The organism is Gammaproteobacteria bacterium, assembly GCA_015709615.1.
In the GTDB taxonomy this organism is placed as follows: domain Bacteria; phylum Pseudomonadota; class Gammaproteobacteria; order Burkholderiales; family Nitrosomonadaceae; genus Nitrosomonas.
Genome location: CP054179.1, coordinates 749,303 through 764,892 on the forward strand (window position 1 = coordinate 749,303; position 15,590 = coordinate 764,892).

General features: G+C 51.6%; 14 protein-coding genes. 6 read left to right on the forward strand and 8 right to left on the reverse strand.

Annotated elements, in window-relative coordinates; all coding sequences use genetic code 11:
* The first annotated feature begins 16 nt into the window (after window positions 1–16).
* The gene (locus HRU77_03640; GenBank protein QOJ22056.1) at window positions 17–145 is read left to right on the forward strand and encodes a PEP-CTERM sorting domain-containing protein; all 129 of its coding nucleotides are present in this window, start codon (window positions 17–19) and stop codon (window positions 143–145) included.
* 9 nt (window positions 146–154) lie between these two features.
* On the opposite strand, the gene hslU is transcribed toward HRU77_03640, so the two are convergent.
* From hslU to HRU77_03680, 8 genes are all read right to left on the reverse strand, one after another.
* The gene (gene hslU / locus HRU77_03645; GenBank protein QOJ19864.1) at window positions 155–1,486 is read right to left on the reverse strand and encodes an ATP-dependent protease ATPase subunit HslU; all 1,332 of its coding nucleotides are present in this window, start codon (window positions 1,484–1,486) and stop codon (window positions 155–157) included.
* 91 nt (window positions 1,487–1,577) lie between these two features.
* On the reverse strand, window positions 1,578–2,099 hold the full coding sequence (hslV, locus tag HRU77_03650; GenBank protein ID QOJ19865.1) for an ATP-dependent protease subunit HslV: 522 nt from the start codon (window positions 2,097–2,099) through the stop codon (window positions 1,578–1,580).
* Window positions 2,100–2,167: 68 nt separating this feature from the next.
* Window positions 2,168–3,061 carry a tyrosine recombinase XerC gene (xerC, locus tag HRU77_03655; GenBank protein ID QOJ19866.1) on the reverse strand — a complete coding sequence of 298 codons (894 nt, stop codon included), beginning with the start codon at window positions 3,059–3,061 and terminating at the stop codon, window positions 2,168–2,170.
* Window positions 3,045–3,752, reverse strand: coding sequence for a DUF484 family protein (locus tag HRU77_03660; protein ID QOJ19867.1), 708 nt, complete (start codon window positions 3,750–3,752; stop codon window positions 3,045–3,047). Before HRU77_03660 ends, xerC begins: the two co-directional genes overlap by 17 nt.
* Window positions 3,753–3,769: 17 nt before the next feature.
* Window positions 3,770–4,597 carry a diaminopimelate epimerase gene (dapF, locus tag HRU77_03665; protein ID QOJ19868.1) on the reverse strand — a complete coding sequence of 276 codons (828 nt, stop codon included), beginning with the start codon at window positions 4,595–4,597 and terminating at the stop codon, window positions 3,770–3,772.
* Window positions 4,598–4,600: 3 nt separating this feature from the next.
* A complete protein-coding gene (locus HRU77_03670; protein ID QOJ19869.1) occupies window positions 4,601–5,122 on the reverse strand; it encodes a GNAT family N-acetyltransferase in 522 nt (173 codons plus the stop codon).
* Between the two features lie 294 nt (window positions 5,123–5,416).
* Entirely contained in the window at window positions 5,417–5,872 is a 456-nt protein-coding gene (locus HRU77_03675) for a hypothetical protein (protein ID QOJ19870.1), read from the reverse strand.
* 150 nt (window positions 5,873–6,022) lie between these two features.
* Window positions 6,023–6,832, reverse strand: a complete 810-nt coding sequence (locus HRU77_03680) for a methane monooxygenase/ammonia monooxygenase subunit C (protein QOJ19871.1) — start codon at window positions 6,830–6,832, stop codon at window positions 6,023–6,025.
* A 368-nt stretch (window positions 6,833–7,200) separates the two neighbouring features.
* On the opposite strand from HRU77_03680, the gene HRU77_03685 reads away from it, so the two are divergent.
* From HRU77_03685 to HRU77_03705, 5 genes are all read left to right on the forward strand, one after another.
* Complete coding sequence (locus HRU77_03685) at window positions 7,201–8,922, forward strand: porin (GenBank protein ID QOJ19872.1); 1,722 nt, start codon at window positions 7,201–7,203, stop codon at window positions 8,920–8,922.
* A gap of 197 nt (window positions 8,923–9,119) precedes the next feature.
* A complete protein-coding gene (locus HRU77_03690; protein ID QOJ19873.1) occupies window positions 9,120–10,139 on the forward strand; it encodes a PstS family phosphate ABC transporter substrate-binding protein in 1,020 nt (339 codons plus the stop codon).
* Between the two features lie 255 nt (window positions 10,140–10,394).
* Complete coding sequence (locus tag HRU77_03695) at window positions 10,395–11,906, forward strand: ABC transporter permease (GenBank protein ID QOJ19874.1); 1,512 nt, start codon at window positions 10,395–10,397, stop codon at window positions 11,904–11,906.
* Window positions 11,903–13,975, forward strand: coding sequence for an ABC transporter ATP-binding protein (locus HRU77_03700; GenBank protein ID QOJ19875.1), 2,073 nt, complete (start codon window positions 11,903–11,905; stop codon window positions 13,973–13,975). Before HRU77_03695 ends, HRU77_03700 begins: the two co-directional genes overlap by 4 nt.
* Window positions 13,965–15,575, forward strand: coding sequence for a peptide chain release factor 3 (locus HRU77_03705; GenBank protein QOJ19876.1), 1,611 nt, complete (start codon window positions 13,965–13,967; stop codon window positions 15,573–15,575). Before HRU77_03700 ends, HRU77_03705 begins: the two co-directional genes overlap by 11 nt.
* Window positions 15,576–15,590 lie beyond the last annotated feature (15 nt).

A 15,590-nucleotide genomic window follows, 5' to 3' on the forward strand; every position in this document is an offset into this window, starting at 1 on the left:
GCACTTTACACCGGTCATGGAAGTCATCGCACTGGATAATGTCAATCTCCTGGCAGCGGTTCCCGAACCCGAGAACTACGCCATGCTGCTGGCCGGACTTGGAATGTTCGGTTTGATTACCCGCCGCCGCAGAAAAACGCGATAAGGATAGCGATTACAGTACGTAACGCGCCAGATCTTCGCTTTGCGACAGGTCTTTAAGACGCTCGTCCACATACACCGCATCGATCACGAGCGTCTTGCCGCTGTGTTTCGGCGCATCGTACGAAACATCTTCCAGCAATTTTTCCATCACCGTATGCAACCGCCGGGCGCCGATATTTTCCGTCTTGCTGTTCACGGAATAGGCAATTTCGGCCAAGCGTTTGATCGCATCGCCACCAAACTGCAATGTAACCCCTTCCGTCGCCAGCAGTGCTTCGTATTGCCGGGTCAGGCAGGCATCGGTATTCGTCAATATCTGCTCAAAATCACTGACGCTCAGACTGGCCAGTTCAACGCGGATGGGAAAACGTCCTTGCAATTCGGGAATCAGGTCAGAAGGCTTGGACATATGAAAGGCGCCGCTGGCGACAAACAGAATATGGTCGGTTTTGATCATGCCGTATTTGGTTGAAACCGTCGTGCCTTCAACCAGTGGCAGCAGATCGCGCTGCACCCCCTGGCGTGAAACGTCTCCGCCGGCGTGTCCCGAGCGGCTGGCGATTTTGTCTATTTCATCGAGAAATACAATACCGTTCTGCTCCACATTTTGGATCGCCGTCAGCTTCAATTCTTCGTCGTTCACCATTTTCGCCGCTTCTTCTTCGAGCAGGATTTTTCTCGCCTCGCGTATTGTCAGCTTGCGGGTTTTCTTGCGCTCTCCAGTCATATTTTGAAACATGCCTTGAATTTGCGACGTCAGGTCTTCCATCCCCGGCGGCGCGAAAATCTCCATACTGGTGCGCGATGCGGCCACTTCGATTTCAATTTCTTTGTCGTCCAACTCACCTTCGCGCAATTTCTTGCGAAATTTTTGCCGTGTCGCGTTGTCCTGGTCTTCCATGCCTGAATGAACACCAAAATCCCTGGCGACCGGCAATAAAGCGTCGAGAATGCGATCTTCCGCCCGGTCTTCCGCCAATGGCTGTTTTTTCCGGGTTTCATTTTCGCGCGATTCTTTGATTGCGGTTTCCGCCAGATCTCGGATGATCGAATCGACATCGCGCCCGACGTACCCTACCTCGGTAAATTTGGTCGCCTCAATCTTGATGAAGGGTGCATTCGCAAGCTTTGCCAGACGCCGCGCGATCTCGGTTTTACCGACCCCCGTCGGGCCGATCATGAGAATGTTTTTCGGCGTGATTTCCTGGCGCAACGGCTCGGCAATCTGCTGCCGGCGCCAGCGGTTTCTCAGGGCGATGGCCACAGCGCGCTTGGCTGCATCCTGACCAATAATGTGTTTGTCCAGCTCATGGACAATTTCCTGCGGAGTCATTTGCGACATGGTTTTTAGATTCTGTGATAAATATGATTCAGTAGAGTTTTTACTTACCGGTCAAACATGGATTCCGAGCAATCTAGGCAATCGTAAATCCTCAGCCGATGGTTTCGATAATGTGATCCTGGTTGGTATAGATGCAGATATCGCCCGCGATGGTAAGCGCTTTCTTCACGATATCCTGCGGCGGCAAATCGGTATTTTCCAACAGCGCGCGCGCCGCCGCCAACGCATACGAGCCGCCGCTGCCAATCGCAGCGATACCCAATTCCGGTTCGATAATATCGCCTGCACCGGTGATGATCAACGTGGCATCTTCGTTGGCAACAACCAGCATGGCCTCTAACCGGCGTAAAATCCGATCGGTGCGCCAATCCTTCGCCAACTCGACCGCGGCGCGCATGATATGGCCATGATGCGCTTCCAGTTTGCCCTCGAATCGCTCAAACAACGTAAAGGCATCTGCAGTGCCACCGGCAAATCCGGCCAGAATTTTGTCATGATAAAGCCTGCGCACTTTACGCGCGCTGGATTTGGCGACTACCGCGCCTAACGTTACCTGTCCATCTCCGCCCAGCGCCACCAGACTACCGCGCCTTACTGAAACTATTGTGGTCATGAAATTCGTTCAATCCGTTACAAAATTGCATTATAACGTATAAGACAACACCGATTCCGGCAGAAAGATCAATCCCGCTTTTTTGCGCGCGGATGCGCGGCATCGTAAATCTTGGTCAGATGCTGAAAATCCAAATGGGTATACACTTGCGTGGACATAATATGCGCGTGCCCCAGCATTTCCTGCACAGCGCGCAAATCGCCGCTGGATTGCAGCAAATGGGAAGCAAAGGAGTGCCGCAAGATATGCGGATGCACATTTTGATGAATGCCTTGCTGCCGGGCTCTGCCTTTCAAACGATGAGCGATGGTGCGCACACTGATTGCATCACCGTGCTGCGACAAGAAAAGCGCGGTCACCCCCGATTTGACGATCTGAGCGCGCCGCACAAGCCATGCGTTTAACGCCTGCAACGCACAACCGCCAACAGGCACAATCCGTTCCTTGCCACCTTTACCGCGCACTTTAACCGTTCCTTCGGCAAAATCTATGGAGGCCGGATTAAGTTGCGCCAATTCCGCCAGTCTCAGGCCGGAGGAGTAGAATAACTCGAACATTGCGCTATCGCGTACCGTCAAGATATGATCCGCCGGGAATGTCAGCAGCTGTACGGTTGCATCCGGAGAAAGCGCGTCGGGCAGTTTTTTCGGTGATCTGGGAACCCGCAATCCATTGCAGGGATTGTGCCGGTAGCCGTGATCACGGATCAAATAGCGGTAGAAGCTGCGCCAGGCCGATAACATGCGCGCGATGCTTCTGCCCAGCAACCCTTTGCCATGCAGTTGCGCCATGACCTGGCGAATATGCAGCGGCTGCACCAATTGCAAATCGTCTTTACGAAGTAACTGCAACAGGATGTGAATATCCCGAGTGTAACTTTTGGCGGTCAGCGGCGACAGGCACCGCTCATGCGTGAGATGACGGATAAATGCGGCAGCCAGCGACTCAGGTTTGCTGCTCATGGGGTGCATGATCTTGGCGTTCCAGCGCGCTAACGGCTTCTGCTTGGTCGTAACGGGTTATCGTCGTGCATACCAATTCTCCCAGCCTTTTCAAATGCAATGTACCCATTTCCGGGTAAAACCGTTCGGCATCGGGACTGCCGAGAACGAGCAAACCGATGGTTTGCGCGGCATTCAACGGAATCATTGCGAATGAGTGCAGATGCTCGGCGCCTTCGCCGAACCATTGCTTGATTTCATCCGCGACATGATTACCGCAATACGGCTGCGGTAAGCTTTCCGCAATTGTGCGCACATCGTCGCTGATCGGCGTAAATTCCGCATGCGACCCGGCACTGCCGGCAATATTCCAAAGACGCAGCGCCACCAGCGGAACAGCGAAATCTTCCTTCAAACTGAAGTACAACGCATTAAAAAGCTCATCCAGACTGGAAACGGCAAGTAGCGCGATTGCCAGCCGGTGCATTTTCTCGCCGATGGCATCGTTTTCTTCACCAAAGCTGATCAACTCCAGCAATTTATCCTGCAACACGCGATTTCGTTCCCGCAATGAAATGACTTGCCGCTCATTCAGCGAAATGACCTTATCATCCTGCGGATGGGAAATTTGAATATCCGCCAGCAAATCAGCATATTCATTGAAGAATTGCGGATGCTGCTGTAAAAATTGCGCGACTTCTTCCGGTTTCATCGTGATTCCTCAATTGGTTACAAATTAATTTCACCTTCAAATACCGTCACCGCAGGGCCGGTCATCCAAACCGGTTCATCGTTCCCTTGCCAGCTGATCGTCAATTCGCCGCCGCGCGTGCTGACTTTGACTTGATGATCCAATAATCCCAGGCTGATGCCCGCAACCACCGCCGCACAGGCACCCGTGCCGCACGCCAGCGTCTCACCGGCGCCGCGCTCAAAAACGCGCAATTTGATATGAGCGCGATCGATCACCTGCAAATAACCGACGTTCACCCTTTTGGGAAAGCGCGGATGAGATTCGATCAACGCACCCTCCGTTTCGACAGGTGCATTGTCTACATCCGGCACGACCCGCACGGCATGCGGATTACCCATCGATAAAGCACTGATGGTCACCGGCTGATCTGGTAATTCTAGCTGGTAAGTCAGCTCGCGTTTTTCAGCAACAAAAGGAATTTCGCCCGGTTCAAAAATGGGTTTTCCCATGTTGACCGTCACATTTCCATTGACTTCCAATTTTGGCGATATTACGCCGCTGAGCGTTTCGATGCGGATTTCATTTTTTTGCGTCAATCCGTGATCGTGCACATAGCGCACAAAACAACGTGCACCGTTGCCGCATTGTTCGACTTCCCCGCCATCGGCATTGAAAATGCGGTAACGGAAATCGGCCTGACCCTCGGCTTTTTCAACCAGCAAAATCTGATCGCACCCGATACCGAAATGGCGGTCGGCCAGTTTACGGAGCTGCTGACGATCCAGCGTTATGGCTTGATGGATACCGTCCAGCACGACAAAATCGTTACCCAAGCCCTGCATTTTGGTGAATTTCAGTTTCATAGATCAATCCGCCACCAAGCGGTTTAATTTTTCCAGCGTCATCAAATAATCGTCCATAACAAAACCATTGCCGATGTCGGCAATACTATCACCTGTAATGGCAAATCCATAATGCCGGTAAGCCGAAATCGCGCAGCGGTTATTTTTGTTGACGGTCAAAATCAGTGATTGCAGGTTATTCTCCCGCAGGATCCGAATCGCATCCGCAACCAGCAGAGCGCCGTACCCTCTGCGCTGATGGTCCGGGTGAATATAGAGCTTATCTATTTTAAGCTCAGCCGGATTGGGTGTGCGCATGCAACATGAGAAACCGATGATCGCGTCATTCAAAACCAGCTTGCGCCACCAAACATCCGGATTCAGCAACTGCTGTCCGATCAATTCCGGCCGGTAACGCTGCCGCAGCATATATTCGATCTGTGCTGCCGAAATAATGTCCATATAGTGACGCCGCCAGATCGTCTCGGCCAATGTTGCGACGATGTGCGCATCAGCAGGCGCCACAGGCAAAATGCTGGGGCGCATATCAACCGGCGCCGCAGGGTGATAATGGCGGCATATACCGGCGCAAATTACTGGCACTATTTCTTTCGATCATTGAATCCCTTTGTCCGATTCCAGCCATCACTTTATAAAGCGCACGAAGCACTCATTGTATTACGCGAATGCAAAACCGCCGCGTAATTTTGTGTAAAGTAAAACGCGCCACGTTCTCCACAATGAAACGAGCACGCTGGATCAGGCGAAAATAAACAAGATCAGCCAAAACCATAAACCACCGGCGCTTTGGGATGAAGCGATTCCTTGAATCAGATAACTTCAGCTTGCAATTGAGTTATTTTCATCCGGGTTTGGTGCGAGCTTCAGCGGAAGCCGGTCGAATTTACGGCGCATCGCATTGATAACGTTAAGCAATGCAGGTTGCCCGACAATTCTGGCTTCCAGCCTGCGTTTATGAGGAAAATCCATGAAGGAAATGCCGATCAGCATGGTCAATAATCCCTGCCCCGGCAAAAAAAGCATTAAAAAACCGACAATCAGAAATACAGCACCGATTACGTTTTTGACAATATGACCGGCGATACGCAAAACGGGATGATGATCTTTCATCCAGTGACGCGGAACGCGCACATCAAAATAATCATCCGGTAAGCGAATCAGGATCCACGGGATCGCGATCAATGAACCGATAAAGCTGATGATCGAAATCACCGTCAATCGGACCAGTACATCGACCGGTATCCATTGCTGGATAGTTGTAACGAGATCTTCCATGGCGAATGAAACCGGATATATGGGATAAAGTTATTCAAACTTGTGCGAATAACCGTTTGATGGTGAAAAATGAACTGGCAGGTTTTGTAGACAGCCTGCCGTTTGCTTAACACAGACGGCAGGCCATAGTGATACGCTACAAAGAAAGGATCAAGGTACGATTCTGTTGTTCAGAATCTCTTTGCTTTGACCATTCCAGATCACGTCGGTCAGGTTCGAGTAACGGGTGATGATTTGTGCTGCAATACCGCCCGAGAATAAACCTGCCCAGCCCAGAATTACAAAGCCCCAGTGCAGTGGCGCGCTAAACAGTTCTTCCATGAACCAGAATGCGTGACCCCATTCGTTCAAACCAACGTTCGGCAGAATCATCAGCGGGCCGGCAATCGCCATAACCAGCGGAAACGATGTGCCGCGGCTGTACAGTGGCAAACGGGTCATCGCGTACAGGTAGGATGCTACGCCACACACGATGTACATCGGGAATGAGCCGTAGAACACCACCACGTGACTTGGCGTGAAACTGGTGTCACGAATGATCACTTGGTGCCAAGATGCGTCTTGCTCGGTGAAGAAGCTACCGCCCCAGTAAACACCAAACAAATAAACACCCAGCCACATCATCCAGTAGAAGTAACGTTTCACTTCCAGTTTCGGATCGAGATTGTCCAGTTGTTCCTTGGTGTCACGGGTTTTCAAAATCCAGCCCCAGGTTACCAACGCAAACAGCGGCATCAGGGTCATGTGAACGCGCCACAGTCCCATCCATACCTTGTCAAATTCCGGTTCCATCGAGTCCATGCCATGTGAATAAGCAAAGGTTCTTTGGTACCAGATCCAAAATATCGCAACCAGCAGCATGGTCAACATGCCCAGTTTGTAGTATTTCGAGTCATACCACAGCGACATATCATAGTCAGCACTTGATGCACTACTCGTAGTGCCATAAGTTGTTGCCATTTTATTTTCCTCCTATTAAATAATAATGAGTTAGTTAATAGAATTTGGTGTTTAACATGAAAAATCATCTTTCCATTAAACACCTCCATTAGACAGGTTCCTCTTCAATCAAAGTTCCCATCCGATCATGAAGCTCAAAACTTGCATTGCGTAACTTAATTTTTCTTATATACGTTCAATGCAATTCCTATTTTAAGAACTAACAATCTTACTTTCAAGTAGTTAATTCATCGATACTGCCATCTCGAATCATTGATTCTGTCACACGGATGTAAGAAAAATGTAACTGTCACAAAACTGTAACATTGTTTCTATATAACGGTTGCCACCTTATATGACTCACTTTTTCAACCCTGGATCAACGACAGATGAAAAAATTATTCAGACTCACCCTGGCAACCACAGCGTTAATCAATTTAGGCCTCTTATCCAATGCCTATGCGCTCGATTTATATGTCGATACAAAAACCAAGCAAATTTTTGCCGAACCCGGTCCTGGACGGGTTCATATGGGAACTTACGAGAAATCAGAGAAAACATCGGCGAAAACAGAAGCTTCCAAAAAAGTATTGGCTGCTCCTGCACCAACGCCGGCCCAAGAGGACCGGACAGCGGAAGCGGAACATAAACCAACAGGCGATCGTCTGGTAAGACTGCGGGAAAAAGCTGATAAAGAACAGCTCAAGAATCAAGTTTCAGTACTTGAAGAACGTGTCAAGGAAGTGGAAAAAATACATGGTACATTTGATGATCGTGGATTGCATTGGTCAACTAAAGACGGTAATTTTTCAATGTCGATAAATGGTCGTATACAACCTGCCGCGGAATACAATTTTATCAATGATGCAGCCCCTGCCACTGGCACAAATCTACCTAATGAGCTAAATAGTGGCGCAAATATCCGCCGCGCACGTCTTGGTGTCGAAGGTACATTTTTCAAAATCTGGGATTACAAATTCGAATACGACTTCAGCCGCGGCAACGGCACGGTTGGTTCCGGAATTACCGATGCTTTCGTACGGTTGAATCATACCAATGCATTGTCCTACAAAATCGGTTCTTTCAAGGAGCCGTTCAGCTTGGAAGAAGCCGCCAGTAACCGCTTTCTGACGTTTATCGAGCGCCATATGTCGGTCAACTCCTTTGTCGATAATCCAAACACCTATAAAACCGGTATCGGTGTCAATTATGCCGTGCCGCGCTTCCAGACCGGATTGGCATTTCAAACGGAACCTATCGGCGCTTGGTCGGCTGCTGCCACTTCCGTTAACGCCAACGGCAATCAGAGTCGTAATAACGGCTCCGGCGATACCGGCTGGCAAGGCATTGGGCGTATATCCGGCAGACCGTGGATGGAAGATGAAACCAAGTTCCTGCATGTCGGTATCTCCGCCGGACACACAACGGTCAATACCCAGTATCGGGCTGATGGCACGATGGTTGGTGAAGGAAGCAATGGCGGCGGCGGCGGAATGTCATTCGTTGCATTTCCCGGCACCAACGTAGATCGCTCGAACGTACTAAACACCGGCAATTTAAGTAACGGCACGCTTACGGACCCGAATCGCCGTCAAGTCACCAGTTATGATCGATATGGCGCGGAAGGCTGGTTCGTCTATGGCCCTTTCTCCGCACAAGCCGAGTTTTTGCGTACCAACATCAATGGTGTCGGTTATAACGGCGAGCATCTGACCGGTTACTATGGCTTTATCAGTTATTTCCTGACCGGCGAATCCAAGGCCTATCACGTCCGGAACGGCGCAGCAAACCGCATCAAACCTAAAAAACCGTATCAATGGAACGGATCAGGCTGGGGTGCTTGGGAAGTTGCATTCGGTTATGATTACATCGATATGAATTCCGGTGTTATCAAGGGCGGTCAGGCTGATATGGTCAGAATGGGTCTGAACTGGTATCCCCACTCGAATGTTAAATTCCAAACGAACATCGTTCATATGCTCAATATCGATACAGCACAAACACCAACCACTAATACCAATGGTTACTCGGGCAGCGCTGGCGCACGTACGCATGGATGGGATAATGGCAGTATCAGCGCATTCCTGACTCAACTCACCGTTGATTTCTAATGTGACGAAAAAATCCGCAAATAGCGGTGTGCGTTAGCCGGGAATTCCGCATGATTTCAGGAATTCCCGGCGATCGAATCTTTCCTTGACGCGGCACTGTCATGCATAAAAAACATATCGTATGATTCGATACACAGCAGATCGATTGTTTCCACAACACATGCCGCAGCCGTCTCAAACCATTTTTGGAGGTTGAAATGTCGCAATCACAGAGCTTTAAATTACTCGGTGCAACAATAATATTGAGCGCATCGGTTTTCACCAGCGCTATCGCAAATGCGCAAGCGGTCATTAAAATTGACGGTTCCAGCACGGTGTACCCGATCACACACAGTGCAGCCAGCCAGTTTCAAGCAGCGAGAAAGAACGCGGTTAATATCACGGTCGATGTTTCCGGCAGTGGGGGCGGATTCAAGAAGTTTTGCCGCGGCGAAATCGATATCGTCAATGCTTCCCGTCCGATCTTTAAAAGTGAAATGAAGGATTGCAAAAAAGCCCATGTGCAATTTGTCGAGATACCGGTCGCATTCGATGCCTTGACGGTGGCGGTCAATCCAGAAAACACCTGGAGCACGAAGATGACGGTAACGCAATTGAAGAAAATCTGGGAACCGGCAGCGCAAGGCAGAATCACCCGCTGGAATCAAATCAATCCGGCATGGCCTGATGAAGCCATCCAACTCTTGGGTAGTCACGCCGATTCGGGCACTTACGATTACTTTACCGAAGCCATCGTCGGCAAATCCAAATCCAGCCGGCAAGACTTTACACAACTGGAAAACAACGCCACATTGATCGACAGCGTGGCAGGCAGCAAAAACAGCCTAGCGTTCCTCGGCTTCGGTTACTACAACGAAAATCAAAGCAGAATTACTGCTGTTGCCATCGATAATGGCAATGGCGCAGTGTTTCCTTCCGTCGAAACGGTGGAAAACGGCAGCTATCAGCCGCTATCGCGTCCGATATTCATCTATGTCAATGCCAAAGCGGCTGAAAGACCGGAAATCAATGGATTCGTGGAATTCTATATGAAGAACGCGATTCTTCTGGTTAAAGAAGCCAAATTCTTCCCGCTGCCGCCGAGAGCCTATTCCATCATGCTCGATCATTTCAATAAAAAACGCGTGGGTTCGGTTTTCAGCGGCAAGCCTGCCGTGGGTCTTACGATCGATGAATTGCTGCGCAGCGAGGGGCGCACGGAATTCGAACATTTTTAAGGAAGCAATTCCGATTCTATTGAAGTTCCAAGCGTCTCTCACGAAGACGTTTGGAACTACCGCTTCTTTCAGTTTTAATCCGTGGTCAGGGCAGCGTTCCGTTACCAGTACCGGCACAATGCGCACTTCTCTACCGCAAAATCTTATACATTGCTGAGCGATAAATTTTCAAAAAGCCACCACATTCATTTATGATATGAAACATCCTATGTAACCCCTCCGCCATCGATCCCACAGAATCAGCCATACCCGATCATGCCTTTCAATCCAATCATTCTGTGGACCGATGCGCTTATTTATTTACTCGTTGCGATTGTACTTCTCATCATCGGCTATATACGCCGCCGCGAACATCTGCTTGCGCAATGGCAGCGCGTAGGTCACAGTGCCAGCGGCATGGCGGCGCTCACCGTGCTGCTGTTCTTTCTGGTTGTCGGGCTATTGGATACGGTGCATTTCCGCCCGGCGCTGGATCACAAGAACAATCAGGGTGAAACGGTTTACAGCGTTGAAGTGCTGAGCATGTTCGATCTGCTGGCAACACCGTTGCGCACGCAAGTTGAGAAAACGTACTCCGCGCCGCTGGCCGCGCATTTGTATGCCAAGGAAACCATCGAGCAACCGGACGGTAGTCAAATACGCACCTTTGCCCGGCTAGCATTTGGCGGCGCGCACTTGCAGGATCCGGAAAATGACCGCATGACGGACATCGCAGAACGTGCAATCAAGGGCTTGCTTTACGGTTTTTCCATCTGGTGCGCATTGTCCCTTGGTTTAATCTTGCTGTTATCCCGCCGCAAGCAACAGAATTTTATGCAGTGCCTGACGGCCGTTTGGCGCCGCAACACCGAAATACCGTGGCATGCCATCCTGATCACACTGCTCATTCTGCTGCTGATCATCGGCGGCATCACTGCCCTGGCGGGACACTATCATGTGCTTGGCACCGACAAAGTAGGCCAGGATATTCTGTATCAATCGTTGAAAAGCATCCGCGTTGCGCTGGTCATCGGCACCCTGACCACGCTGATCATGCTGCCGTTCGCCTTGCTGCTGGGCATCACGGCCGGCTACTTCCGCAGCTGGGTCGACGATGTCATTCAGTATATCTACACCACGTTGAATTCCATTCCAAGCGTCCTGTTGATCGCCGCTGCGGTACTGATGATGCAGGTTTACATCGAAACCCATCCGGATATGTTCGATACTGTGGCGTCGCGCGCGGATTTGCGTTTGCTGTTTCTCTGCATAATTCTCGGTATTACCAGCTGGACCAGCTTATGCCGGTTGCTGCGCGGGGAAGCAATGAAATTGCGTGAACTGGAATATATCCAGGCGGCGCATGCATTCGGCGTTTCGCACTGGCGCATCATCAGCCGCCATATTCTGCCGAACGTGATGCATATTGTGCTGATCGCCACAGTGATGGACTTCAGCGGCTTGGTTCTGGCCGAAGCAGTGTTGTCGTACGTCGGCGTCGGTGTCGATCCTTCCATGATCAGCTTCGGTACCATGATCAACGCGGCGCGGCTGGAAATGGCGCGCGAACCGATGGTTTGGTGGGCTTTGCTGGCAGCGTTCGTTTTTATGTTCACGCTGGTGTTGAGCGCCAACTTGTTTGCCGATGCGGTGCAGAATGCCCTCGATCCGCGCACCCGGACATTGCGCCAGCAAACCGTTTTTCCGCGTTTTGGCAAAAAAACGCACGCTGCGCAAGACAATACGTCTGAAACAACTGCACCGGCAAAATCCTCTCCCCGCACATGAAAGCACTGCTTGAAATCGAAAATCTCGAAACCGTGCTGCACACCGGCGCTACCCCAGTGCGCGCCGTCGACGGCTTGACGCTGACGATCTCGCCCGGGGAAACATTTGCCTTGCTGGGTGAATCCGGCTGCGGCAAGTCGATGACTGCGCTGTCGATCATGCGCCTGCTGCCGGATGCCGGTGAAATCGTTGCCGGTCAAATCCGGCTCGACGGTGCCGATTTGTTGCAATTATCCGAAAGCGAAATGCGCAAAATCCGCGGCAAGCACATCGGCATGATTTTTCAAGAACCGATGCTGAGTCTTAATCCGGTTATGACCATCGCGCAACAAATCGAAGAAGTGCTGAAGCAGCACCTGAATTTGCCGCGCGAAGCTGTACAAGGACGCATTCAAGGGCTGCTAGAGCAAGTCGGCATACCCGATGCGCCGCGCCGCATGCACGAATACCCGTTTCAGTTCTCCGGCGGCATGAAACAGCGCGTCATGATCGCAATGGCACTCGCCGCTGAACCGCAATTGCTGATTGCCGATGAGCCGACCACCGCATTGGACGTTACCATCCAGGCACAAGTGCTCGATCTGATGCGGTGTATCCAGCAACAGAAAGGCATGGCGATCCTGCTCATCACGCACGATCTGGGTGTAGTGGCCGAAATGGCACAACAGGTCGCTGTCATGTACGCGGGGGAAATCATCGAGCTGGCGCCACGGGATAAGTTCTTTCAAGGCCCGCAACACCCTTATTCACAGCAATTGTTCGCCGCATTGCCGGGAAAACAAAAACGCAACCAAGCCCTAACTGTCATTCAAGGCAACGTGCCGTCACTTGCGCAACAGTTTAGCGGCTGCCGTTTCGTCGAGCGCTGCAACCAGGCCATCGAACAGTGCCGTCATACCGCTCCGCAATGGCGCGTGGTTTCCGATCGGCATCAGGTTCGTTGCCATTTATTCAGCGATCATGCAAACCAAACAGCCGTTGGTACCGGCACCGCAGCGCAGGAAACTGCCCAAGTTGCGCAACCGGTCCCGGCGGCAACGGATAATCCACTGTTGCAGGTGTCTGACCTGAAAGTGCATTTCCCGATTCGTAAGGGTTTGTTCCAACGCACTATTGGTCATGTCAAAGCGGTCGATGGCGTATCGTTGAAGATTTATGCAGGCAAAACGTTGGCACTGGTAGGCGAATCCGGTTGCGGCAAAACCACGATCGGAAAAAGTATTTTGCAATTGATTCAACCGACGCACGGCAGTGTGCGTTTTAAGGAACAGGAATTGACCGGATTAAAGCGGAACCAATTGCAACCGTTACGTTCACAGTTTCAAATCATTTTCCAGGACCCCTACTCCTCTTTGAACCCACGCATGCGCATCGTTGAAATCCTGCAAGAAGGGATGAATGCATTGAATACCGGCAACACGCACGGGCATGGTGTTAACACACCGCTATCCGCAAACGAGCGCGAGCAGGCAATCGATGCATTATTACAGCGCGTCGGTCTGCCAACTGAAGTAAAATGGCGCTTTCCGCACGAATTCTCCGGCGGACAGCGGCAGCGCATCGCGATTGCCCGTGCCTTGGCGGTCAACCCCGAATTGCTGATTTGCGATGAACCGACCAGCGCGCTGGATGTATCGGTGCAAGCACAGATTCTGAATCTGCTCAAATCGCTGCAAAATAATTTAGGACTTGCATTTTTGTTTATTACCCACAATATCGCGGTTGTTGAATATCTGGCGGATGAAGTGGCGGTGATGTATCTGGGGCGCATTGTCGAACAGGGGCGCATTGATGAAGTGATGAACAACCCCAAGCACCCGTATACGCAAGCGTTATTGTCGTCGGTGCCGCGGATTGAAGCGGATCCCGGGCGGCCTATCATTCCATTGACAGGCGATCTGCCGTCACCGGCGACACCGCCCGCAGGCTGTCATTTCCATCCGCGTTGCGCGCATGCCATGCCGGTATGCCGCACATCGTATCCGCCGGTCAGCCGATTCAGCACGACTCACACCACCCATTGTTATCTTCACTCACAGGAACACCGTCATACCGATTATGAGCATTAACCAAGAAGTGGCGCGGCGCCGCACATTCGCCATTATTTCCCACCCGGATGCGGGTAAAACAACGCTGACCGAAAAACTGTTGATGTACGCCGGTGCGATTCATATCGCCGGTAGCGTCAAAGCGCGTAAAGCCAGCCGCCATGCCACCTCCGATTGGATGGAGATCGAAAAGCAGCGCGGCATTTCGGTTGCCAGCTCGGTCATGCAAATGGAATACCGCGATTGCGTCATCAATTTGCTCGACACGCCGGGTCACCAGGATTTTTCCGAAGATACCTACCGCGTACTGACCGCCGTCGATGCCGCATTGATGGTGATCGACGCGGCCAACGGTGTCGAAGCGCAAACGCTGCGTCTGTTGGAAGTGTGCCGCGCGCGTAACACACCGATCGTCACTTTCGTCAATAAAATGGATCGTGAAGTGCGCGAACCGCTGGATTTGATCGACGAAATCGAACGCACGCTCGGCATGACGACTATTCCATTCACCTGGCCGGTCGGCATGGGAAAGCATTTCCACGGCGTATGCGACCTGCAAAACAACGGCATGCGCGTCTTCCAGCCGGGATCGGATCGCGTCGACACTGAAAACGAAGTGATCGCGCGTTTCGACGATGCACAGTTGCAGCAACGTTTCGGCGCGGAACTGACCACCGCGTTGCAGGAAATCGACTTGATCCGGGGCGCATCACCGGCTTTCGACCATGAAGCATTCTTGGCCGGCCAACAAACCCCGGTTTTCTTCGGCTCGGCGATCAATAATTTCGGCGTGCGGGAAATTCTCGACGCGCTGGTCGATCTGGCGCCGCCGCCCGAATCGCGCAACGCCATTCAACGCGAAGTGCAGCCGGATGAGAAGAAATTTTCCGGCATGGTATTCAAAATCCAGGCCAATATGAATCTGGCGCACCGCGACCGCATTGCGTTCGTGCGCGTTTGTTCCGGACAATTCAAGCGCGGCATGAACCTGAAAGTGGCGCGCAACGGCAAGGACATCCGCACCAGCACGGTCGTGTCTTTTTTATCGCAACGCCGCGACATTCTGGAAGAAGCCTACCCCGGAGACATCATCGGCATACCGAATCATGGCACCCTGCAACTGGGCGACACCCTGACCGAAGGCGAGGTGCTGCAATTCACCGGATTGCCTTTTTTCGCACCGGAAATTTTCCGCACCGTGGAAATCGCCGACCCGCTGCGCAGCAAGCAATTGAAGTTGGGACTGGCGCAACTCGGTGAGGAAGGCGCGATTCAAGTATTCCGTCCGCATTTGGGCAATATGCTGTTGCTCGGCGCTGTCGGCACGCTGCAATTTGAAGTGGTCGCGCACCGCTTGCAACATGAATACGGTGTAGCGGCACGCATTACCTCGGCCAAATACCAATTGGCACGCTGGATTACCAGCGATGATCCACGTGAATTGCAGCGCTTTATCGAAGCCAATGCGCACCGCATTGCGTATGATGCTGTCGACGCGCCGACTTTTCTGGCCTCGTTCGGTGCGGAGTTGAGTGTCGCGCAAGAAAACTGGCCCGCCATCCGCTTCCATAAACTGCGCGAACACGCCGGTTTGGTTTTTCAGAACCACATGACGGCATGATCCGCAGCATGACGG

What these genes read in the sequence shown, in the direction of transcription:
- HRU77_03685 (QOJ19872.1), top strand. Translation starts at nt 7,201, where the DNA reads ATGAAAAAATTATTCAGACTCACCCTGGCAACCACAGCGTTAATCAAT.
- HRU77_03670 (QOJ19869.1), bottom strand. Translation starts at nt 5,122, where the DNA reads ATGCGCCCCAGCATTTTGCCTGTGGCGCCTGCTGATGCGCACATCGTC.
- HRU77_03705 (QOJ19876.1), top strand. Translation starts at nt 13,965, where the DNA reads ATGAGCATTAACCAAGAAGTGGCGCGGCGCCGCACATTCGCCATTATT.
- HRU77_03695 (QOJ19874.1), top strand. Translation starts at nt 10,395, where the DNA reads ATGCCTTTCAATCCAATCATTCTGTGGACCGATGCGCTTATTTATTTA.
- HRU77_03640 (QOJ22056.1), top strand. Translation starts at nt 17, where the DNA reads ATGGAAGTCATCGCACTGGATAATGTCAATCTCCTGGCAGCGGTTCCC.
- hslV (QOJ19865.1), bottom strand. Translation starts at nt 2,099, where the DNA reads ATGACCACAATAGTTTCAGTAAGGCGCGGTAGTCTGGTGGCGCTGGGC.
- HRU77_03690 (QOJ19873.1), top strand. Translation starts at nt 9,120, where the DNA reads ATGTCGCAATCACAGAGCTTTAAATTACTCGGTGCAACAATAATATTG.
- HRU77_03700 (QOJ19875.1), top strand. Translation starts at nt 11,903, where the DNA reads ATGAAAGCACTGCTTGAAATCGAAAATCTCGAAACCGTGCTGCACACC.
- HRU77_03660 (QOJ19867.1), bottom strand. Translation starts at nt 3,752, where the DNA reads ATGAAACCGGAAGAAGTCGCGCAATTTTTACAGCAGCATCCGCAATTC.
- xerC (QOJ19866.1), bottom strand. Translation starts at nt 3,061, where the DNA reads ATGAGCAGCAAACCTGAGTCGCTGGCTGCCGCATTTATCCGTCATCTC.
- HRU77_03675 (QOJ19870.1), bottom strand. Translation starts at nt 5,872, where the DNA reads ATGGAAGATCTCGTTACAACTATCCAGCAATGGATACCGGTCGATGTA.
- dapF (QOJ19868.1), bottom strand. Translation starts at nt 4,597, where the DNA reads ATGAAACTGAAATTCACCAAAATGCAGGGCTTGGGTAACGATTTTGTC.
- HRU77_03680 (QOJ19871.1), bottom strand. Translation starts at nt 6,832, where the DNA reads ATGGCAACAACTTATGGCACTACGAGTAGTGCATCAAGTGCTGACTAT.
- hslU (QOJ19864.1), bottom strand. Translation starts at nt 1,486, where the DNA reads ATGTCGCAAATGACTCCGCAGGAAATTGTCCATGAGCTGGACAAACAC.